This window comes from Streptomyces sp. HUAS TT7, from assembly GCF_051550175.1.
GTDB lineage: Bacteria > Actinomycetota > Actinomycetes > Streptomycetales > Streptomycetaceae > Streptomyces.
The window spans coordinates 1,119,286-1,136,532 of record NZ_CP196175.1 but is presented as its reverse complement, the minus strand read 5'-3'; the positions used below and the strand labels follow the sequence as shown (position 1 = coordinate 1,136,532).

At 67.7% G+C, this 17,247-nt stretch carries 13 protein-coding genes and 4 pseudogenes; 10 read left to right on the top strand and 7 right to left on the bottom strand.

The annotated features are described in order from the left end of the window. Positions 1 to 97: 97 nt before the first annotated feature. From ACSHXC_RS05230 to ACSHXC_RS05220, 3 genes are all read right to left on the bottom strand, one after another. The gene (locus tag ACSHXC_RS05230) at positions 98 to 1,156 is read right to left on the bottom strand and encodes a DegT/DnrJ/EryC1/StrS family aminotransferase (protein WP_438290414.1); all 1,059 of its coding nucleotides are present in this window, start codon (positions 1,154 to 1,156) and stop codon (positions 98 to 100) included. Positions 1,157 to 1,214: 58 nt separating this feature from the next. Beyond that, entirely contained in the window at positions 1,215 to 2,603 is a 1,389-nt protein-coding gene (locus ACSHXC_RS05225) for a glycosyltransferase (protein WP_438296441.1), read from the bottom strand. A gap of 368 nt (positions 2,604 to 2,971) precedes the next feature. Next, positions 2,972 to 4,582 (bottom strand): GMC oxidoreductase, encoded by a 1,611-nt coding sequence (locus ACSHXC_RS05220; RefSeq protein WP_438296439.1) that lies wholly within the window; start codon positions 4,580 to 4,582, stop codon positions 2,972 to 2,974. 312 nt (positions 4,583 to 4,894) lie between these two features. Here ACSHXC_RS05220 and ACSHXC_RS05215 point away from each other — a divergent pair. The 7 genes and pseudogenes from ACSHXC_RS05215 to ACSHXC_RS05185 form a co-directional block, all read left to right on the top strand. Continuing rightward, positions 4,895 to 5,418, top strand: a pseudogene (locus ACSHXC_RS05215) (helix-turn-helix transcriptional regulator); the annotation flags it as partial. A gap of 34 nt (positions 5,419 to 5,452) precedes the next feature. Then, a pseudogene (locus ACSHXC_RS05210) lies at positions 5,453 to 5,937 on the top strand (MBL fold metallo-hydrolase); the annotation flags it as partial. A 154-nt stretch (positions 5,938 to 6,091) separates the two neighbouring features. Then, positions 6,092 to 6,550, top strand: coding sequence for a hypothetical protein (locus ACSHXC_RS05205; RefSeq protein ID WP_438290413.1), 459 nt, complete (start codon positions 6,092 to 6,094; stop codon positions 6,548 to 6,550). Positions 6,551 to 7,060: 510 nt separating this feature from the next. Beyond that, positions 7,061 to 7,357 (top strand): hypothetical protein, encoded by a 297-nt coding sequence (locus tag ACSHXC_RS05200; RefSeq protein ID WP_438290412.1) that lies wholly within the window; start codon positions 7,061 to 7,063, stop codon positions 7,355 to 7,357. Between the two features lie 934 nt (positions 7,358 to 8,291). After that, positions 8,292 to 8,930 (top strand): hypothetical protein, encoded by a 639-nt coding sequence (locus tag ACSHXC_RS05195; RefSeq protein WP_438290411.1) that lies wholly within the window; start codon positions 8,292 to 8,294, stop codon positions 8,928 to 8,930. Between the two features lie 1,228 nt (positions 8,931 to 10,158). Next, positions 10,159 to 10,587, top strand: a complete 429-nt coding sequence (locus ACSHXC_RS05190; protein ID WP_438290410.1) for a hypothetical protein — start codon at positions 10,159 to 10,161, stop codon at positions 10,585 to 10,587. Positions 10,588 to 10,604: 17 nt separating this feature from the next. Beyond that, positions 10,605 to 11,582 (top strand): TRM11 family SAM-dependent methyltransferase, encoded by a 978-nt coding sequence (locus tag ACSHXC_RS05185; RefSeq protein ID WP_438290409.1) that lies wholly within the window; start codon positions 10,605 to 10,607, stop codon positions 11,580 to 11,582. Positions 11,583 to 11,677: 95 nt separating this feature from the next. On the opposite strand, the pseudogene ACSHXC_RS05180 reads toward ACSHXC_RS05185, so the two are convergent. Then, positions 11,678 to 11,839 (bottom strand): annotated as a pseudogene (locus tag ACSHXC_RS05180) (IS630 family transposase); the annotation flags it as partial. Between ACSHXC_RS05180 and ACSHXC_RS05175 the strand changes: the two are divergent. After that, positions 11,774 to 11,917 carry a hypothetical protein gene (locus ACSHXC_RS05175; protein WP_438290408.1) on the top strand — a complete coding sequence of 48 codons (144 nt, stop codon included), beginning with the start codon at positions 11,774 to 11,776 and terminating at the stop codon, positions 11,915 to 11,917. The pseudogene ACSHXC_RS05180 and the gene ACSHXC_RS05175 sit on opposite strands and share 66 nt — an antisense overlap. A 26-nt stretch (positions 11,918 to 11,943) precedes the next feature. On the opposite strand, the gene ACSHXC_RS05170 is transcribed toward ACSHXC_RS05175, so the two are convergent. After that, complete coding sequence (locus ACSHXC_RS05170) at positions 11,944 to 12,408, bottom strand: SLATT domain-containing protein (protein WP_438290407.1); 465 nt, start codon at positions 12,406 to 12,408, stop codon at positions 11,944 to 11,946. A 233-nt stretch (positions 12,409 to 12,641) separates the two neighbouring features. Here ACSHXC_RS05170 and ACSHXC_RS05165 point away from each other — a divergent pair. Together ACSHXC_RS05165 and ACSHXC_RS05160 are read left to right on the top strand one after the other, a co-directional pair. Then, positions 12,642 to 12,859, top strand: a pseudogene (locus ACSHXC_RS05165) (sensor histidine kinase KdpD); the annotation flags it as partial. A gap of 368 nt (positions 12,860 to 13,227) precedes the next feature. Continuing rightward, positions 13,228 to 15,504: a TNT domain-containing protein gene (locus ACSHXC_RS05160; RefSeq protein ID WP_438290406.1), complete on the top strand. Its 2,277-nt coding sequence runs from the start codon at positions 13,228 to 13,230 to the stop codon at positions 15,502 to 15,504. Between the two features lie 94 nt (positions 15,505 to 15,598). On the opposite strand, the gene ACSHXC_RS05155 is transcribed toward ACSHXC_RS05160, so the two are convergent. Beyond that, positions 15,599 to 16,033 carry an Imm63 family immunity protein gene (locus tag ACSHXC_RS05155; protein ID WP_438290405.1) on the bottom strand — a complete coding sequence of 145 codons (435 nt, stop codon included), beginning with the start codon at positions 16,031 to 16,033 and terminating at the stop codon, positions 15,599 to 15,601. A 232-nt stretch (positions 16,034 to 16,265) separates the two neighbouring features. Then, positions 16,266 to 16,721, bottom strand: a complete 456-nt coding sequence (locus ACSHXC_RS05150) for a hypothetical protein (RefSeq protein WP_438290404.1) — start codon at positions 16,719 to 16,721, stop codon at positions 16,266 to 16,268. Positions 16,722 to 17,247: the final 526 nt, after the last annotated feature.

The following is a 17,247-nucleotide window of genomic DNA, read 5'->3' as shown; positions in this document are numbered from 1 at the left end:
GTCCGTGGCCGGACCTGCCTGGGCCGAGGCCGGGCAGGTCCGCGGCACGGCCGGGCCTGTGTGCGTCATGGGTCGGTATCCCCTCTCGAACGGTCCGTCAGCTGGCGCCGTAGAACGCGCGGACCCTGTCGATCACGAAGTCCTGGTCGGCGGCCGTGAGTTCGGTGTGGGTGGGCAGATACAGCCCGTCCTCGGCAAACGCATGTGCCTTGAGCGAGGGCCAGTCGGGATGGAAGTACATGGGCTGTTGGCTCATCGGCTTGAAGAACAGCCGGGTCTCGATCGACTCACCGGCCAGGAACTCCCGCAGCTCCGCACGGTGCTCGGCCCGCAGGTCGTACATCCACAACACGTCCCTCGGCGGCATCAACGTGATACCAGGAACGCCGGCAAGGCCCTCGTCATAACGCCGCTCGATCTCCCGCCGGGTTTCGAGGATGTCATCGATCCGCTCGACCTGGGCGAGCGCGATGGCGGCCTGCATGGCCGTCATGCGGAAGTTGTAGGCGACCTTCTTGTGCAGGAAACTGTGGTCCTTGGTGAAGGCCATGGCCCGCAGGTGCGCCAGTTGCCCGGCCAGCTTGGGGTCATCGGTGAGGCAGATGCCGCCCTCACCCGCCGTAATGATCTTGTTGGCGAACAGTGAATAGCACGCGATGTCCCCGACCGGACGGATGCCGTGAGCCTCGGCACTGTCCTCCACAACCCGCAGGTTGTACTGGTGGGCAATATCCATCACGGCGTCCATATCGCAACGCCTGCCATAGATGTGAACGGGCATCACGGCCTTCGTGCGCGCCGTGATCTTCTCCTCGATGCGGGTGACATCGATGTTGAGATCGTCCCCGCAGTCCACGAACACGGGCGTAGCACCGGTATAGGTGACCGCCCACGCCGAAGCGATCATCGTGAACTCCGGGACGATGACCTCATCACCCGGGCCGATTCCCAATGCCCGCAGCGCGAGTGTGAGCGCCGCCGTCCCCGACGAACAGGAAACGCCGTGCGCGATCCCGTTGTATTCGGCAAAGGCACGCTCGAACCTCTGGACCATCGGGCCCTGAGAAGATATCCAGCCGTCCTCGACGGTGGTGGTCAGATACTCCAACTCCCTGCCGTCCAGAGCGGGCCTGGAAACCGGGTACTTGAAAGACATCCGCTGCCTCTTCCTGGTCTTCCTCGTGGTCCTGGTACGTATGTGGGTGCGCGCGGCCTTACGCCTTAGCCGGAGCCAGGGCCGAATGCCCGAGGATCAGCTCGGCAGCGGTCTCCCGGCCGCCGGCCGCACGCTGCAGGGCACCGAGCCGCTTCGCGTTCTCCTGGAAAGAAGGGGTCTCAAGCACCCGCGTGAGCTTGTCGAGCACGTCGTCGACGTCGATGTCCCGCGGCCGGTCGAGGGTCAGACTGATACCGAAGTCCCGGCCGCGGACGGCCTGGTCGTAGCAGTCCACCCACAACGGCCGGACCACGAGCGGCTTGCCGAAATACACGCCCTCGTTGTAGCCGTTGCCGCCACCGTGGGTGAAGAACACCTTCACGTTCGGATGAGCCAGCACGTCCAACTGCGAGGGCACCCAGTTCTCGATGCGGAGATTCGCCGGCAAGGACTCCTTCGGCGGCAGCAGGTGCTGCTGCTCCGACGGCAGCTTCCACAGCACCTGATGCCGGCCCTCAAGCCGACGGGCGACCTCCACCATGGAATTGACCTGGTGCTGGGTGAGCCGGGTGATCGTCCCGAACCCCACATAGACGACCGAGGACTGCTCATCCAGCCACTGCGAGAGAACGTCGTCCTGTGATGCTTCCGGCAACGGCGGCACCATCGCACCGACCAGCCGCACCTTCTCCGGAATGTCGAAGGCGTAGTCCAGCTCGGCGATCGAATTGCACAGCACCAGATCGGCGTGCTCGATCCGCGCCATCGGACTGAGCGGCCCGAGCCCGTGCGCCTTCCGCCGCCGGTTGTCCTCCGCGACCACCTTGCCCATCTGCGGCGTGCAGAACATCGCCAGCGTCCGCCACTTGAAGAGCGCGTTGCTCATCCGCTGGACGGGCGTCATCGGGTGCGGCAGCCCTGTGTGCGGTACGGGGAAGTCCCCCGGCGTGTAGCCCTTGGAGAAGGGAGTGAATGCCGTCAGCACATTGCTCGGCACGAACGGCACACTCAGCACGAACGGAATCTTCCGAGAAATCGCCAACTCGATCCCGAAAGAACTGATGCAGTCGATGACCATCAGCGCCGGCCGCACCTCGTCGACGAAGGCCGCCAACTTGCGGAACTTCTCCTCGTGCCGCCACGGCTTGTAAGAGTGCCGGATCACCGCGCGGTGCGCCTTGAAACGCGAGGGCTGAGTGACCTCGCGATAGACCGAGTCGTCCCACGTCACCGCCGACAACTCGGTGGCCACGTCGCCCAGCGAGACGAACTCCACCTCGGACCCGACCGAGATCCTCTTCATATCCCCGCGCCGGGGCTCATCGGTGGCGAACCAGAGATCTGGAACGTTCTGACGGGAGAGCTCTTCGGCGAGCACGAGCAGTGGATTGGCCAACCCACTCTCCGGAAGACTGACGAAGAGGATCGGCCGTCGGGCGGATTCCATGGATTCCCTTTCGCGAGGACAGACGGGGTTCGGCGAGCACCCTGTCGTGCGGATCGACTGGCCGCACTCCCCTTTGATCTCACGCCGCCCACCGGAAAATCCGTAGAACCCGTCCGGCATTTCGGGGCGGGGGCGAACCGACTGCCCGATGCCGTACCGGAGACGGGTGCGGTGCCGGAGACCGGCGCGGCAAGGTGCCGGCGGACGCTGGACCTCCGCCACCGCGAACGCCGCATGGCAGGCTGCGAACCCCTGCCATGCGGCGGCACATCGGCCCGCCGCGGTATCGCGCCCCGCGAATGGCGCGGGAACCGCGCGATCGGCCGCGGACGACCCGCAGCGAACGGACCGCCGTTCCAGCGGAGCGTTCAGGACGCGGTCTTGACGTCCTCCGCGATGATCCGCTCGATGTTCCGCTCGGCCAGGGCCGTGATGGTCACGAAGGGGTTGACTCCGATGGACCCCGGGATGAGCGCGCCGTCCGTGACATAGAGGTTGCGGTAGCCGGCGACCCGGCCGTACCCGTCGGTGGCCTTGCCCAGGACGCAGCCGCCGAGCGGGTGGTAGCAGAAGTCGTCGGAGAAGTTCTTCAGCTGCGGCCCGAACAAGTCGTAGCGGTACATCGTCGTGTTGGCCTTGTTGATCCGGTCGAAGAGCGACCTCGCGGCGTCGACCGCGGGCCTGTTCTGGTCCCGGGTCCAGCGCAGCACCGCCCGGTCGCTGGCCTTGTCGTAGACGAAGGTGCCGCGCTCGGGGTTCTTGGTGATCGCCAGATAGAGACTGACCCAGGTCTCCAGGCCGGCCGGCATCGGCGCGATCTCCGCGAAGACCGGGGCGGCGGGGTTGTTCCAGTCGTCGATGCCCAGGGCGGGAATCGACGACTGGTGGGCACCGGTGGGGTTCCAGACGTGGTTGGCCCGGCCGGTCATGATGTTGCCGTTGGGGCCCCAGCCCGCGCCGACCTCGGAGTTGAGCTCGGGCAGCGCACCGGTGTCCCGGGCGCGCACCAGCAGCTCGGTGGAGCCGAGACTGCCGGCGCCGAGGAACAGATGCCGACAGGCGATCTCCTTGTGGCCGACGACCTTCCCGTCGGCATCGATCTGGTCCACGGACAGTACGTAGCTGCTGTCCGGCTGCTGCTGGATCGCCTTTACCTGGTGCAGGGTCTCGATGGTGACCTTGCCGGTGCCGAGCGCGGCGGCCAAGTAGGTCTTGTCCAGGCTCTGTTTGCCGTGGTTGTTGCCGTAGATGACCTCGCCCGCCAGCGCGGACTTGGGCACCTCACCGGCGTCCTCGCGTCGCATGTGGCCGAAGTCGTAGACGTTGGGGACGAAGGTGGTGCTCAGGCCCGCCTTGCCCGCCTGTTCGCGAGAGACCCGCGCGAACTTGTACCAGTCCGTCTTCTCGAACCAGCCCTGGTCGATGTGGTTCACCTTGAGCATGGAGTTGGCGCGCGGGAAGTACCGCTCGTACATCTGCGAGGCGTCCACGTGCGGCAGCACCTCCTCGAAGTACGCGCGCTTCGGTACGACGGCCATGCCGCCGTTGACCAGCGAGCCGCCGCCGACACCCCGCCCCACGTACACCGACATCTGGTCGAAGTGCACCTTGTCCAGCACTCCCGCATACGGGGTGATGTCCCGGTTGATCACATCGAGCCACAGGAACGAGCCCAGCGGGGCCTCGGTGCGCGACTTGAACCAGCTCGACCGGCGGTCGGGCGTGAGCATTCCGCAGAAGACGTTGCCGTCGTCCGCGGGCTTGTTCCACAGCTGGCCCATTTCGAGCATGAGCGTCGGAATCCCGGCCTCGCCGAGCCGCAACGCGGATACCGCGGCGCCGTATCCCGTACCGATCACCACGGCGGGTACGAACGAGCCGCTGTCGGCCCGCGGACTCCGCTTTTCGGCGGCCGCGGCACGCGGGGCGGCGGAAATAGTGGTCATCCCGGCGACGGCGGCGCTACTGAGCGCTGCCATTCCGAGCAGACGGCGCCGCGACAGATGCTGGTTCTGCTGGTTGTCAAACACGCTGATAGTTCCCCGATCTTCGCCAACAAGACTTTCCCCGCGGGGCCGTCCCGGTGGGAGTCGCGGGCTGTCCGTCATCGGCCCGAGCCGCCGCGCGCCCCCATCCTCATGACGAAAGACTGCGGGAAATGCCAGAGGTTCGAGGGCCGTTGACCGCCTACAATGTGACGCCCCTCCGGATCGACGCCGCCTCGGAGGGCGCGCGACACCTGTCTCACCCGCCGCCCGCCGACGAGTTTCAGATCGTTCGACAGAGGCGGGCGGCGCGCGGTGTTCGCCGGACACAAGCTGCGTGTCCACGACGCGGCTGTGGGCCAGACCCCGAAGTGGCGCACGGTGGACCCGATCGGCCTGGTCACCGTACGCGATCAGGGCTACCTCCTGGCCACGAGGTCGGGCGCCGACCGCACCTACCGGCTGTCCCGGGTGTTGGCCGCTGAGGAACTCGATGAACCCGCGCAGCGTCCGGACAGGGTCGATCTGGACCGGGCCTGGCAGGAACGCAATACGCAGTTTCGGACCGGCGGCGACCAAGTCGCCGTGCTGGTACGGGTCAACTCGGCACGCCGGGAGGACCTGGTGGGCACCGTGCTGGCCGTCTGCGCCGAAGAAGCCGACGCCGACGGCTGGCTGCGGATGAACGTGATCTTCCAAGATTCGAGACACGCCGAATGGGTGCTGTGGCAGCTCGCCACGAACGCGGAAGCCCTGGCCCCCAGCGGCTGCGCACCTCCCTGCGCAACCGTGCCACCGAGATCGCCACCCGCTATGGAGTGCCGCCCTGAAAAGGCAGTCGGGTGTGGATCCAGGCGTGGCAGGATCGCGGCCACGTCCCTCAACATTCCCCGCCTCCGGATCGGCTCGACCGAGATCATTGCCCTGACCGACGGCGAGGGCCCGTTCTTCTCCCGTGTGCCGGGGCCTTCCCTGAGGCCACCCGCTCAGTGGGCCGAGGCCGACCGCTACGACCCGGGCACGGTTGACGCGGACGCCCGGCCGCCTCGTGGGCGCCCGTGCCCGGCGCGCTCCCCGAGTCGCTCGCCGCCGCGGGCATCGACCCGGCCGACGTCGACACCGCGGTGCTCACGCATCTGCACACCGACCACGTCGGGTAGGCGGTCGTAACCGAGGCGGCCGTCCCCTCAGCGGGCGGCGCGGTGCACGGCAACGCTTCGACCGGCGGCCACCGCCCGTATTTCCCGAACGCTGAATACCTCCTCCAGCGTGCCGAGTTCGACGCCCTCGACGTGCTCAACCCGCAGCTTGGCGAGACCCCCACCGACCCGCTTGAGGCGGCCGAGCGCCCCCAGCCTTGACGCGTCGGGCTGTGCGGCGCCGATGACATTTGTCCCGTGGCAGTCAGGACGCTTCACTCTGCCGCCCGCGCCGTCCCCAACGGCAGGATCAGAGATGTCGGCAAGAGCCGGCGGTTGGTGGGAAAAGGTTGAGGGGAACGCCATGAGCGCCACGGTCGTGATGGAGACGTCGGTCCAGGTAGAGGCCCAGGGTGCCGCCACTGACGGTGTTGTGCTCAAGGGGCTGCCGAACTGGTACTTCCCGCTGGTCGGGCTCTTCGCCGGGATCTTCGACATCGCTCGCGCCTACCCCGTCCTCTACGCGCTGATCCCGGTGGTCGCGATCGTGCAGATCGTGCTCGCCTTCACCGTCCTCAAGGCGCGGATCCGGTACATGAAGTCGCTGTGGAAGAACAAGCGGACCCGGTTCCTCGCGCTCGGGCTCCTCGCCGTTCGGTTCGTCATCCGGTACGGGCTTGGTGTCGCCGGTCTCGCGCTCGGGGCGGCTGCCGGGCAGCTCACGCTCGGCATCATGATGGCGGTCATCGGTACCGCCATGGCCTGGGGCGACCAGTGGCTCATCCTCCGCACCCTCAAGCACGCCCAGGCCACGGCCGCCTGACGGGCTGTCGGGTTGCCCGACCGTGGCGACCCGCGAACATCGACAGGGCTTCGTCGCTGAGAGCGGGTGCGGCTCGGGGTGTGGGTGTCCAACCAGAAAGCCCGACGCGACAAGCTGAACGGACAGCAGTTGACGCGACTTGCCGGGCGCGGGAAGGACTGGGCGAGGGAGGCGGGGCGACCAGGGTTGCGCAGAGCCGTTGAACCCGATGGAGATGCACACGGTCCCGGGGTCCGGACACGGCCCCCGGGACCGGCACACTCACCACCCCGCCGGGCCGGACCCGGGCACCGGACATACACGTCCTGCCGGTGGTCCCGGCGGCCAGACGCTCGCTTTCGGGTGCCGCCCGCGGACAGCAGGCACACCGGCACCTGCCCCGCTCCTGTGTGTTGGTCTGAATGAGCGCACTTTGTGACGTGTTATGCACGTTCCTCGTTCCAGGGGGGACAGGTCACTGCCCCCAGGCGGGCCTGTCACCCCTCTGATCCACCGAATGGGAGCATGATCGTGATCAAGCAGGTTCTCGCCGGGTCGGCCCTCGCCATTGCCGCAACGATGGCCGTCGCAGCCCCCGCCTCGGCAGACGCCACGGACTTCGGGACCCGCAACGGCAACACCTCCATCACCGGCGAGGCGGGCGGCATCGGCAACACCTACGGCGCCTCGTTCGCCAACGTCGACGGCCGCTGCCTGGTGCCGCTGCCCGAGGGCGAGGGCATCGGCGGCCACGGCCTCGGCGGCCCCAAGGCCGCCTGCAACATCGCACCCGTCAACCAGTACCAGGCCCCGCAGAAGCTCCTCTGACAGCCTCTCAACTGCCGCGCCTGACGCACGGCCCCCTGCCCGCGCAGGGGGCCGTGCGCCCGCCCAGGGGCTGCCGGCTGGAGAGCGTCGTTCCGCATCACACACCGAAATCACACACCGAACAGACCGCTGAGGACGGACCGCCCTGGACGGCCGGGGCCACGACGCATGGCTCAGGGATGTGGGTCGTCGGCACCACAAGAACCGCTGCGACAGGCCGAACGGACAGCACCTCGCACGGCTCCCGGGCCCGCACTGGGCTGGCCGGGGGAATCAGGGTGACCCGGGCCGCGACGAGCGGTTTAACCCGGCGCGAGGTCACGATAGGGAGTGCCCAAGGGTCCCGGGGTCCGGACACGGCCTCGGGACCGGGCACCCTCCCGCCGGCCGGACCCGGGCACCGGATATACGCGCCCATACCGGTGCCATCGGTGGCCAAGGGCATTCTCTTTGGGGGCCGGCTCTTGTTCAGTGGCCGCGGTCGCGCGGCCTGATCACTCTGCGGGATCGCGGTCACTCAACAAGAGTCGGCACCCTTCGCTTATGTGGCCCCGTATTGCCGGACCCACAGCTCACCCGAACGAAGACCCGCGACAGCATGTCGACGGCGAGCAACACCGCCACAAAGGGCAGTCCGGGGAAGGTCAGCTGATGTGCACGGTGTCGTCGTACACGAACGTCAACGTGAGGCTCGAAGGCCGTAGTCACCGTGAAGGTCGCCATCCCCCGAGTACGTGATCAGATCGAGAATCGCTCAACACCCCCCCCGCGGACCCGGGGAGGCACGGACAGCAAGCGCACCAGCCCCCACTCCTGCATATTGGTCTGAATGTGCATAGTTAGTGACGTTTTCTGCATGCTCTCGTTCCAAGAGTGACAGGTTGTCCGCAGGACTTGTCACCCCTTGGCACCCCACCGAATTGGGAGCATCACCGTGATCAAGAAGATTCTCGCCAGCGCGGCCTTCGCCACCGCCGCAACCATGGCCATTGCCATGCCCGCCTCGGCAAACACCCCGAAGCCTCAGGCCAACACCCCGCCCCCCACCACCACGGTCCAGATTCCCACCAGTGCACTCCAGAGCCTCCTCGCCGCCTATGCCGCGCAGGGGCCCACGACGAGCGGCACCGGCACCAGCACCAGTTGCAATTGCGGCACCGGCACGACCGGCACCAGCACGACCGGCACGGGCACGAGCGGTACCGGTACCACTGTGCCCGGGACCGGTACTGGCACGAGCGGCACCGGCGTCACCCTGCCTGGAACCGGAACCACCCTGCCCGGCACCGGAACCACCCTGCCTGGAACCGGTACCACCGGGACCGGCATCGATGCCACCGCGAGCGGCGACAGTGCCTCGGACTTCGGCACCCGCAACGGCAACACCGCCATCACCGGCGACGCGGGCGGCATCCTCAACACCTACGGCGCCTCGCTCATCAACATCGATCTCCGCTGCGCGGTGCCGCTGCCCGAGGGCGAGGGCATCGGCGGCCACGCCTTCGGCGGCCCCAAGTCCGCCTGCAACCTCGCACCCGTCGACCAGTACCAGGGCCCGCAGAAGCTCCTCTGACCCCTCAACCGCCGACGCGACAAGCTGAACGGACAGCGGCGGCGCCCACCCCTCACCGGGCCCGCAACGGGCCGGGTGAGGGAAGCAGGGGGGCTGGGGCTGCACCGAGTCGCTGAACCCGGCGCAAGATCACGTTAGAGAGTCCCCCCAAGGGTCCCGGGGCCTGACCAGTCCCCGGGATCTGGCACACCTACTACCCCGCCGGCCGGACCAGGGCACCGGACAGCCGCATCCATACCGGTGGCGCCGACGGTCACAACAAGGACTTCTGCGGGTCCGCCCGCGGCACAGGCCACGGCGGACAGCGAGCCCACCACCCGCAGTCCAGCCTCCCGCCCAGCCCCCGGCGGGACGGCACAGACATCGCGGAGCACGCGGGTCTGGAGACTGCTGCGCCGGCAGGTTGGGCATTGGCCTAAATGGGCGTAATTCGCGATGTATTGATCAGGTTCCTCGTTCCAGGAACCACAGGCTTCCCCCGCATGTAGGCCTGCCACCCGTCCCACACGACGCACCCCCTCAACGCACCTCCGCTTACCCGTGCTCTCTGGGCCACGGTTCCGCCGCAATTAGCGGCGCACTGGCTCGAACTGACCACTCGGCCCCGGCCTGAGCGGGCAGCGTGGGTGAGCAACCCGGACGGTGATGTCAGGCCGACTGAGCGGTGCATGTGGTGGCCGACACCACGACCTCCGACTATTTCACCGAGCTCGACGAAATCGTCGGCCCTCCGGACAGGAACCGCTTCCCGCCGAACGCCGAAACCCTCCCCCTGACAGCAGGGAGAACGCGGCCGCCCGGGGGAGGGGGACAGCATGGTCATCCGGCGCCCGGCCTGCGGTGACTGCGTTCGCCGACACGGAACCGTAGGGGGCAGGCAGGCGCACGACGCGGAGGACAGATGTGACGGCAAAGGACACACGCCGCTGACGGCCATGACAATCTCGCCCGGCCGCGCCCCTATTACTTCACGTCAGCACCAGTCGGACCGGCCCCGCCCCGGGCGCCACCCGCCCATGGCCATCACACCTTCCCGCCCCCGAGTTACCTCTCACCCCCTGCCGACCACCATCTGGCTCCGGCCCCCGACCAGCCGGACACCGCACCCACCCCCGGCAGCGTTCTGCCTGCCTGGGCGTCCGACAGGATCCGCACCGAGTACACCCACCGTCCGGACGCGGCGCCCGCACCTCTGCTCACCATCCAGATCCACGACACCGCACCCGGCATGGATGCGCGCGCCCTCTGCACGACCTACGCCAACAGCACGAGCAGCGAGGCACCCGTCCTGCTCGCCGAACTCCACCCCGACGCCCTGCCCACCCCCAACGACGTACTCTCGACAGCCGCGAACGAGATGCCCGGAGCCATGGAGAACGGCTGGCCCGGCTTCTTCCACCGCGCTCACCGACTCCTGCCGAAAGACGGACTCCTCCTGCTGGCCACCCGCCAACGCCGCGACGGCGGAATCCCCACCGACCCGCCCGGCTCACTCATCGTCGGCGCACGCACGGCCGGGTTCCGCTACCTCCAACACATCGTCATCGCCCACGCCCACCCCGCCGACGACCGGCTCGTACCCGGGCCGCCCGCCGACGCCAGCCCCGGTGTCCTGCACAGCGACCTCGTCGTCCTGGCCGCGATCCACCCCGCCTGAACACCGGAGGAGTTGCCATGCCCTCGCCCGTCTCGCTGTGGAACACCGCCCCCACCTCCGCCCCCGCCCAGCGCAAGGGCCGCTACGTGCCGGGCTCGGCCGCCCACCCGGCGAAGATGCACCCAGGCATTGCCGCCCACGCCATCCGCACCTACACCCGCCCGGGCGACCTCGTCCTCGACCCGATGTGCGGCATCGGCACCACCCTCGTCGAGGCCGTCCACCTCGGCCGCCACGTACTCGGTGTCGAGTACGAACCCCAGTGGGCCGACCTCGCCCGCCTCAACGTCACGTCCGCCGCACAAGCAGGCGCCACCGGCACCGGCGCCGTCCACGGTGGTGATGCCCGCCACCTGACCAGTCTCCTGCCCCACACCGTCCGAGGCACGGTCGACCTGGTCGTCACCTCACCGCCGTACGGGCCCAGCGTCCACGGACAGGTCCGCTCCAGCAGGGAGACCGGTGAACTCGGCGTGCTTAAAAAGGACTTCCGCTACAGCCGCGACCCGGACGGCCTCGCCCACGTCTCCACCGACCGCCTCCTGGACGCCTTCACCGAGATCCTCACCCAGTGCCGCACCCTGCTCCGCCCAGGTGGCACCGTCATCATCACCACCCGCCCCTGGCGCGAACGCGGCGAACTCATCGACCTGCCCACCGCCGTCCTCGCCGCAGGCAGAGCAGCCGGACTCACTCCCACCGAACGCTGCGTCGCCCCCCTCGCCGGCATCCGCAACGGCCAACTCATCACCCGCCCCTCGTTCTTCCAGATGAAGAACGTCCGCGACGCCCGCCAACGCGGAATCCCCCTCTCCGTCGTGCAACACGAGGACGCGCTGGTCTTCACCCGACCCGGACACCAAGCGAGCGAAGAGAAACCGAAAGACCGCGTGAGCGAACCGAAGGCAGCGCCCACAACTCTATGCAAACCGAAGACGGCGACCGCCTTCTGCTCACGTACATGCCCCCGGCGGACCCACCATGGTGGCCTCTGATCCGTCCACCGACAGTGCTCACTTCGAAGCGGACGGCCTGGACCGCTGCCGGCGTCCAGGCCTCGCCGTCGGCCACATCCTCCGACCGGTCCGGTTAGGACCTCGCCGTCGGCGATGGCGTAGAGGTGCTCGACGCGAGCCTTCTTGGAGGTGAGTCGGGGTCGCGGGAGGTCCTTCCAGGGATTCACGCGTTGAAACGAGACGCCCTCCTCGCGGAGCAGGATGCGCAGGCCCTCGCGGCTGATGACGTCAACCACCTACCCGGAGCCTCTGCGGATGATCCGCAGCAGCCGGCCGTCGCCATCATCTATCTCACGCACCCGCACTCGTTCTGACACCGCAACAGCCTGAGGCGCGGAGTTCAGGCACGTAGCGGGACTCTGGAGGTCTCTTTCCTGGCGCGGCGGCGGACACCGATCGGCAGCTGTGGGGCAGACTGCTCGATCTCCTCCCACTCGGTCGATGTGACGTCGAGGTCTGCCTCGGTCACTTGGTCCCGGTTCGCCAGCCGCAGTTCGACCTGTCGGCGGAGGGTCGCGTAGCGCACAGCGGCTGTTCGGTGGCGTGAGGCGAGTTCGGGATAGTTCCAGACCAGTTGCCCGGCACTGAGCGCAGCCGCCAGCAGGCTGGAGGCGCCGGCTCCCACACGAACCCCGCTGAGGCCGGAGGCCGAGAGAGAGGCGAAGAGCGTTGTACCGACGACTGCGGACAGCATGGCTGTGGAGATCCCGGTGACGCGGTTCCAGTAATTGAATCGCTCCGAGGCGATGTTGTGAGCCACATGGAGCATCTGTAAGCCTCGGGCCCAACGCTCCAGTATCTCCACACGGTCCGGACCACCAACACCTTCCACCACATGCCCCCCGACTCGACAGCCGCGCCCGATGCGCACCCACCATCCCGCCCGACCGTGAAGCGACTGTCAAGAGCGCACCGCATGCCGCCGTACATCAAGTCCCCCAATTGCATTGCCTTGCAAGGCAGAGGGCGAACATTGCCTGACGCGGGGCACTGGAATCAGGCCTCGTCGAGGGCCAGGATGTCGCGCCGTCTGGGCAGGTGACTCACCAGGAAACCGTCCTCGACGACGTGGTGCGCCGCACCCACGAAATCGAGCTGGTCGGCGTGCCCGCCGGGGCACTGCGCCGCCGCATGGCGCACGGCAACATCTACGCACCCGAGAAGGGGACGCGACCCTGGCGAACTACTTCCGGGCGGGAAACCTGACCGCGCTGCGGGAGCCGGCGATGCTGTGGGCGGCTGACAGCGTGGACGAACGCTTCAAGTGGACCTCCGAGCGCGGAGCGAACGCGCCCGACGGTGAGGCCCCGGCGGTGAACACCCCAGCATTCAGGCGCGGTTCGAAGGCGACTGGAAGCGACGAGGTGGTTCGGTTGGGGCTCCCATGGCTCGTACCTCGTATCTGCAGTTCAAGCGGATTGGTAAACGGCCGCAAATGGGGCGTAGTTGACTTATCGCGTGAGTGACCGGGGTCATAGCATTGGTCTGGACCAATAGTTACTGTCCAGTACCGCGTGGCGCGTACGCATCACGCGAAGGTGTATATGAACGGATCTGTGTGAACCCTCTCAGTCGTTTCAGACATTTGATACCCGCCTCCAGAGCGAGGAGAGCGTCCGTCGCCGTGACCACGGCCCTGGTCATCGCTCTTGGCTCCGGAGTGGCGACCGCCGCCGGCATCGACGACCCGCCGACGGCTACCGCCCCCAGCGGCGAGCGGCCCTCAGCGGCCCCGCCGCAGGTGTTCGGTGCGCCGGGCGCCGGATTCGGAGCTGGAGCCGGATTCAGCGCCGCGGTCAGCGCCAACCGTCCGCCGAACACGCCCAAGGGGCCGGAGGTCGGCCCGCCCTTCAAGCAGACCTCGGGCGTATGGCAGACGAATACGCTGACTCCCACCCTCCGCAACACTGTTGTGGATCCGGACGGGAACAAGACGACCAGCACCTTCGAGGTGTGGACCGTCAAGGCGGACGGCAGCGCCGGGTCCAAGGTGAGCCTCACCGACGACAACCAGTGGGGCGTGCTCGTCTCCGGGTTCACCGCCTCCGGCACCCCGACCTCTGTCACTGTCCCGAACGGGAAGCTGAAGGACGGCTGGACGTACCTCGTCCGCTCCTCGGCCTACGACGGCAGTGCGTACGAGACGGACTGGTCCCCGTGGTCGAAGTTCAAGGTGACCGCGCCGGTTGACCGTCCGGTGGAGCCGTCCGGTGTGGCGAGCAACGGTAAGCCGGGCGAGTTCACCGTCACCCTGCCCGCCGGCCACAAGGCCCGTTGGGTGGAGTGGCAGCTGGACAACGGGGCGTGGCAGCGGGTGGACGCCGCGGGCAAGACGTCGGTGACTGTCGACACCGGCCTGCGCCCCGGCGCCCCCATCACGACCTCCCACACCCTCAACGTCCGCACCGCGCACGACACCGGAACCTCCGCCACCGTTCCCATCACGTTCACCGGCAACGGCTCCGACAACAACGGCGGCGACTCCGGCAACCGGGGCGATGACGTTCCCGCCGATGTGAAGGCGAAGTGGCAGCAGCTCGCCAACGAAGCCCTCGCGAGCTACGACCGCGAGCAAGCCAAGATCGCCGATATCAAGGCCCACGGCCTCGGCGGCGGAAGCGACGGTGGAGCCGCAGCCGCCCTGGAGCAGTTGCACCGCAACTCCATCGTCCTGCCGGACAACGGCTTCTACGGTGTGCCGCGCGAGTTCATGGCCGCCCGTGTGTATGACGACCGCACCCCGAACAACAACCCCACCGTGTCGACGGTCGGCGGGTGTGAGGGGGCCCTGCACTGCACGCAGAAGTTCCGCCTCGACTACGTGCTGAGCGTCGACACGTTCTACTGCACCGCCCCCAACGTCCCCTCGGACATCGGCAGCAAGTGCCCCGAAAAGGACATCCGCTGGACCGGATTCTCTTCGGAGTCGCAGACCGAAGAGTTCAGCCGCACGTACAACCGCATCACTGACGGCTGGGACAAGTTCATCGGTCAGACGCTCGGGGACCTCCCGAAAATCTTCATGCAGTGCGTCTCCGGTGACACCAGTCAGCCCCCCGTCGTCGCCTCCCCGCCGATCGCCCGGGCCACGGCCGACCAGTGCGCCGACACCGGCATGCAGCTGGGCTCACTCGTCACGCTGGGCCGGATCGGCAGCTCCGCGAAGGTTGTCGACAACCCCCTCGCCGAGGTCAACTTCACGGCCGAGCAGATCGCCAAGGCCAAGCTTGCCCTGAACGACCTCAAGGCCGGCGTGGCCACCAACCAGTACGCCAAGGCTCTGAATTCGATCATCGACTCTGCGGTCAAGGCCGACAAGACCGGCGGTCTCGCGGCCTCCTTCAGCAAGATCGTCGACCTGCCGACGCAGCTCGACGGCCTGCCCGCGAAGGCCAAGCCGTTGATGAACGACTACAAGCCGTTCGGCAACCTGACCATCGAGGAGTGGTTCCACAAGTACTGGACCAAGGGCGAAGAGTGGGGGATGAAGTACCCCACCGAGGCCGCCGGGTTCCCCGACGGGTTCCAGGGTGCGTTCAAGCCGCACTATCCGGTGAAGGGTGAGTTCATGGACCGCTTCGGCGGAGAGGGCTTCATCGACGCCAAGGGTGCGGTCAGGGGTGGGGGGTTCCTCGCTCCGAGGGACGGCACCCCGTACAGCCAGCGGGCCCTGCCGCCGGACAATGTCGTCGCCAAGGTCGACGAAAGGGGCGGCTACCACGTCTACAAGTGGATCAAGGACTGGACGACGGAGGACGCGCGGGTGCACGGCGACATCCAGGGCGGCAAGATCGCACCGTGGTTCGAGCAGCCGGGCGGCGGTATCCAGTACAAGCTGCCCTCGACCGTCAACGTCCACTGGCTCCTGAAGAACAAGTACATCGTGGAGATCTTTGACTAGCGGACCGCCCCGCGGGGTGACGTCAACGTTTGGTGGCCCCCACCCGGCTCGTCCGGGTGGGGGCCACCGGCGTTCCGCTCCCCGCGGCGCAGGGTCAATCCACGGGGTGGGTGTCGATGTCCTCAAGGCTGATGTCGGGCCATTCCGCGAGGCTCGCCCTCAACCGTTCCGCCCATGCCGGGTTCACGCGCCGCATCAGCTGGATCTGCTTGGCCAGCCATCCGATGCGGGGGTCCCGGTCTTCCGGCGGTTCTTCACGGTGCTTGGACTCCCACGACCGGCCCATGTAGCTCGTGGCTTGCTCAGTGACCACGTACATGAACTCATCAAGATCATCGTAGACATTGTGGGGATGCTCATACCCCCGCTCCTGCACGATGTAGTGAATGACCCCGTCGCGGACCTCCACCCACGGACCCGAGTCATACCTGCGCTCGAACCCGACCAGCAGTTCCGCGTCCTGTCGCCCGTACAGGATGCGGGCAATGCGTTCGGCGGCGACGACGATCTCCGCCTTCGTAATCGTCATACTGACATAATAAGGGGCCGGGCAAGCCCGGAGGGCCAGGGACCCGAAGTTGTCGTTGGATACGCCGGGCACTCAGGAGGGCGGTGCTGCCCCGAGCTGCGGGCCGGCGTGCGTTCCCGTTGGGGCGGCTACGCTCTGGCCGCCAGAGACCTGCATCGCTCTGAAGATGGCCGCGAGGGAGCGGCGGTGGGGTGGCCGGTGGTGTGACCGCCGGCCACCCCATGGTGGTGTGTTACTCCTCGGTGTCGGCGATCGGGCCCACGTACTCCAGGGTCCAGGTCTCCTGGAACTCGGGCTGGGGCGGCACGAGTGCGATCTGCGCGCCGCGGTGCCCGGCCCGCAGGGCGAGCCCCTTCTCCGAAAGGATCTTGACGCCTCCGATGACCCGCTCGAACGTGAACTTCGCCCACTCGGCGCGCGGAACACTGTTCACGAAGAGCTTGTCCTCGGGGACGACGAGGCCCGCAGCCGGGTGGTACGCGAGGTGGATGACGTACGGCGACCCGACCACCTCGTGGTCGGCGGCGTCGATGACCCACTCCTGCTCGATCGGGAGCGGGTTGAAGCGGTCGGTGATGACAGGAGCGCCGTACTTGACTGCGTACTCGGTGGCCGTCAGGAGGGAGGTCGGGCCGATGATGTGCGCGTGGATCTTGTACTTGCCGGGCTTGATCGGGATCGGAGCCATGTGCGGACTTCCTCTCTCGCGGGCGCGCTGAAGGATGGCCGGACGCCAATCAGCGCAGGTCTCCTACCATCGCGGCGGTACCGGCTGCCGCGCAGGAACAGATGTGGCCAAGCCGATAACGGCGTGGATTGTTCGGTCACAGTTGCGAACACGATCGTCCTCGGCCAGGTGGTCATTTCCGCGGCCCAGCACTTCAAGCGGTCACTTCCAGGCTGTCGCGGTGAGGTGAACCTGCGAGTCGACCGCAAAGCCACTGCGGGGATGCTGGGTCCTGCCGCCTGCGTATCGAGGGGCGTCCGCTCCCGGGCGGCCGTGGGGACGGGCGCGGGCTGTCGGGCCGGCCGGGGCCTGGACCACGCCGTGCCGTGACACGGTAGGCGGACCCGAAAGAGTGCGACGACCTGCGCTCCTTCACCTTGCAGGCCAGCGGAGTCGGAACCGGCGGGACAGTCTTGTTGGCAGCTGCGGCCGGGTTGCCACGCTTGTTGGAACCGGTCGGCGGGTCGCCCCCATACGGGCCGATCCG